The following is a 3,907-nucleotide window of genomic DNA, read 5'->3' as shown; positions in this document are numbered from 1 at the left end:
ACGTGGATTCCGATGCAGGTGGGCTGGGAGTTTAAGCTACTGCGCTATACCCTGCTGTCGCTGCTGACGGGTGCGGTGGTATGGACTTTCTGGCGGACTCGACTGCCGAAAACCCTGGCGACCGAAACGCTGGAGTTCGCTATCGTGCTGTGTCTGGCGCTGCTGATTAGTCCAATTTCCTGGACGCATTACTACTTACTGCTGCTGCTGCCGCTGGGTCTGTGCTTAGGCAACTCGGTGTCCATCCCCCAAGGACGATTGTGGCTAGGACTGTTTGTCGTCAGCGGCTTGCTCGTATCTCTGCCCGTAACGCTCTTTCAGCCAGACAGTCCGGTGCTGCGATCGATCGTCTTCCGCCTACTCCTGTCGCACTACTTTCTGGGGGGCGTGCTGCTGCTGGGGCTGCTGCTGGCTGCCCGCTGGCATACCACAACGGCTTTGGAGGCGTCGCCTGCCAACCCTCTCGTTCACAAGAACCTTTAATCACGCATGGATACACGAGTTACATCCCGTCATAAATTCGCGGCGTCTCCTAGGGGCTGGCTGATCGCTTGGGCAGTGCTGCGGCTGCCGCTGCTGGTGATCGCCCTCTACATGTTGCGAGAAGAACTGCTGGAACTTGTCGAGCAGGTCATTGGCGTCAGCTCTGTTACAGAACGAGCGATCGCGCTAATTAGCACGTTTTGGGAGCGGGCACTGGTGTTTGGCGTCTGTGTGATGATTCTGATGGCGAGTATCAGCCTGACGCGGCGGCTGCGATCGCGCACCGTTCAATATCTCGTGCCCGCCACGATCGCGCTGGTTCTATTCTTTATTGTCTTTGCGCTGTTTGCTCGACGCGGGGCGCTGCTGGCGATCGCCCTAACGGGACTCTTAGCGCTAAACACGATTCCCGATGGCTGGGTTACTCGCGCCGTCACCACCAAAGTGGGATCGCTGCTGGCGAATTTGGGATTTGGTGGGGCAGTTGGTCTGGCAGAGCTGCTGCTGCCCAAACCGTTTCTGCTGTGGCTGCTGACGCGACTGCACGGGCGCGATGTAGTGGTGACGGGGGCTGGGCGGTACGCGCTGGATGGACTGCCAGTGATTATGGTATCCGCGATCGCTGCCCTAGTGCTGAATACCGCGCCGCTAGTCGATTTGGGTCAGATGCTTCACCGGGACGCCGCCGTACAGCGGTTTGCTAAGGGTGATTTTAATGTGCTGGCGTTCAATCGCGACCAGCGCGTCCTGTATGCCAGCGGTCGCGGGGTGGAATACCTGCAAGCGTACAGTGTGGATCGGCTAGACCAGCCGCCGCGTCAGTCCTCCGTCACCACTTATTACGCTCAAGGGTTCAGCTACAATCCTGAGGAAAATGAACTCTACTTCTACGGGGGCACCGAAGATGCTCAAGTCATTGAAGTCCTGGATGCGACGAGTTTAAACCGGAAAAAATCGCTTCCGCTGCCGATCATTTCCCCCGGTGATTCTTGGCTGGTGTGGGACCGCTTTACCGACGACATCATCATCGCGTCGGAAGCCGATCGCCAGGAAGGTACGCCGTTTGTTGCGGTGAATCGCCGCACTGGCGCGATTACCAAAACGCTCGATGTCGGTCCTAGTTACATCTTCATCAGTCGTGACAAACCGCTGCTGTATATGAACTTCTTCCGGCGCACCACGGACTTAATTCAGTACAACACGCAAACGCATCAGGTGCTAAAGCGAGTGCCGACTGACAAGCAGGTCGATCGCATGGCGCTCGTTGCCAGCACGAACGAACTGCTGGTTTCCTCTCCCGTCAAATCTAGTGTGGTTCGCTATGACGCCAACACGCTAGAGCGAAAAGGCGACATCAAAACCACGTTTGGCGTCCGCACGGTTGCAGTCGATGCGACTCGGAATCTACTGCTAACGGGCAGTTTGGCAACCAACATGCTAGAGGTCATCGATCTCAAAACTTACAAGCGCCTTGCTCAGTACCGTCTTGGTCCTTGGCTGCGAGAAATCTGTCTCGATCCGGAGTCGGGTGTTGCCTACGTTTCCTCAAACGGCGCACTCTACAAAGTTAACTACACCGATCGCCTCTAGTCCCTCATTCCTCTCTCCCATGCCAAAACCCTCCCAGAAACACATCGGCACGCTCCTGTTGGGGTTGATCATTCTGATTGGGCTGGTGGTGCGACTTTGGAGCCTTCAGGGTGAATCGTTCTGGCTCGATGAGGCGTACTCGTTTTACCAGGCTCGCAATCCATTTTTCCTGGATGCAAATAATCCCTTTAAGCTGACTTCGTTTACCCAGCGGCTCACCTTTATTCGCCACATTCTCAGCGACGATATCCATCCACCGTTCTATTACGGGCAGTTGGGGCTATGGTCGCTTCTGGGTCTAAGCGATTGGTGGATGCGGCTCAACTCGGTTCTGTGGGGAGTGCTGCTAATTCCGGCGGTCTACTACCTGGCAAAAAAGTTTGCCCCAACGAGTGCAGTGCCGCTGATTGCAGCGTCGCTGGTAGCCTTCTCGCCGTTTCATGTGGAGATGTCGATCGAGCTTCGCATGTACGGGCTAATGGCGGTTCTGGCAGCCGCGTCGATCTACTATCTGCACACGCTTCTAACGAACCCCGCGCCGCTTCGCAGCGCCTGGATTGGCTACACGCTCTCGAATCTGCTGATGGTGTACAGTCAGGGCGTTGGCTTTTTGTGGCTGGTGCTTCAAGGGCTGATCTACGCTGTATTTGCGCTGCAAACCTGGCAAGGCAAGCGGCAGTTGCCTCGTACAGCAAAATTTTGGCTGCTGAGCCAGCTGTTGACGATCGTCGCCTTTCTGCCCTGGGTGGCGCTGATGCTGAAAGGCTCCCGCGTGCGCGGCAGTCTGAACAGCATTGGCTTGGTGACGACCTACCTAAAGGTGCCGACGATCGGTGAGTTGCTGAGCGTGCCGGGACACTTGCTGTTCAACAATGCGGCGTCGTTTAGCTACCCGTCTCCGGCGCTGAGCACGCCCCCGCTAATTCTGATGGCGGTTTGGGCAGTGGCACTGGCTCTGAGCGCGATCGGACTGGTTGCCCTGCGGAAGCGCGTGACGGATTTACTGCTGTTGGCGATTCCTTCGGTGGGCGCACTGCTGCTGTTTTACCTGATTAGCGTCGTTGCCAAACCGATCTTCATTGTGCGGGCGCTAATCACCGCGCTGCCGTTCTTCGCAATTCTAATCGCGATCGGGCTAGTTTCCGTGGGGCAATGGTTCGACCGCGATCGGCGTTCACGAGCGGGAGCGGCGATCGCCGCGACGGTGCTGATTCTGCTGACCAGCATCAACTTTTTTGGCATTTTTCACGGCATTACCACGACAAATCGGACTCAGTGGCGCGAAGCTTCTGAGGTGCTGAGTCAGCAGCTTCAGCCACGGGATGTGGTGGTGGTTCCCTACTCGTCAGCCGGAGAATTTTTGCTGTACAACTCGGTACCGCGATCGAGCTACAACGGCGTTCTAATCGAAAACTTGCGAATGTATTCGTGGGACAAGGCGCGGTTCCTCGACACGTACGGATCAGACTATTCTGGGTTTCTGCGCCAGATGAACCTGGACTTCGGCAAGGATGTGCAACTGCTGCTGCTAACGGGTGACCTAGAGGATTTAGAGAAAAATCGTCCGCCTAACTCTAGAGTCTGGATTGTCACGAGTCCCGGCAGAACTGGAGAGGAGTTGCCGAAGCTCCAGCAGATTGTGCAGCAAACCAAGTCCCGCAAAGCCACCCACGACTTTTTCCGCGTCACGCTAAGTCTATACGAGTAATCCAATGCTGTCCCTCACTGCTCCCTTGGAAAAGACGCCGCGATCGCGGACGCTGTTTTGGTTCTGCCTCAGCCTTGCCTGCGCCGCTGTGTTCGGGCTAATGGCGATGCGCTTGGCGTTTGCCAA

At 56.5% G+C, this 3,907-nt stretch carries 2 protein-coding genes and 1 pseudogene; all 3 read left to right on the top strand.

Going from position 1 to position 3,907, the window contains the following annotated elements:
* A pseudogene (locus H6F43_RS07360) lies at positions 1-483 on the top strand (hypothetical protein); the annotation flags it as partial.
* Between the two features lie 6 nt (positions 484-489).
* On the top strand, positions 490-2,073 hold the full coding sequence (locus H6F43_RS07355) for a hypothetical protein (protein WP_190342145.1): 1,584 nt from the start codon (positions 490-492) through the stop codon (positions 2,071-2,073).
* A 19-nt stretch (positions 2,074-2,092) separates the two neighbouring features.
* Complete coding sequence (locus H6F43_RS07350) at positions 2,093-3,781, top strand: glycosyltransferase family 39 protein (protein WP_190342143.1); 1,689 nt, start codon at positions 2,093-2,095, stop codon at positions 3,779-3,781.
* Positions 3,782-3,907 lie beyond the last annotated feature (126 nt).

This window comes from Leptolyngbya sp. FACHB-36 (genome assembly GCF_014695955.1).
Lineage (GTDB): Bacteria > Cyanobacteriota > Cyanobacteriia > Leptolyngbyales > Leptolyngbyaceae > FACHB-36.
Note: the sequence above shows the minus strand (reverse complement) of the source record. Positions and strands in the feature narration are given on the sequence as shown.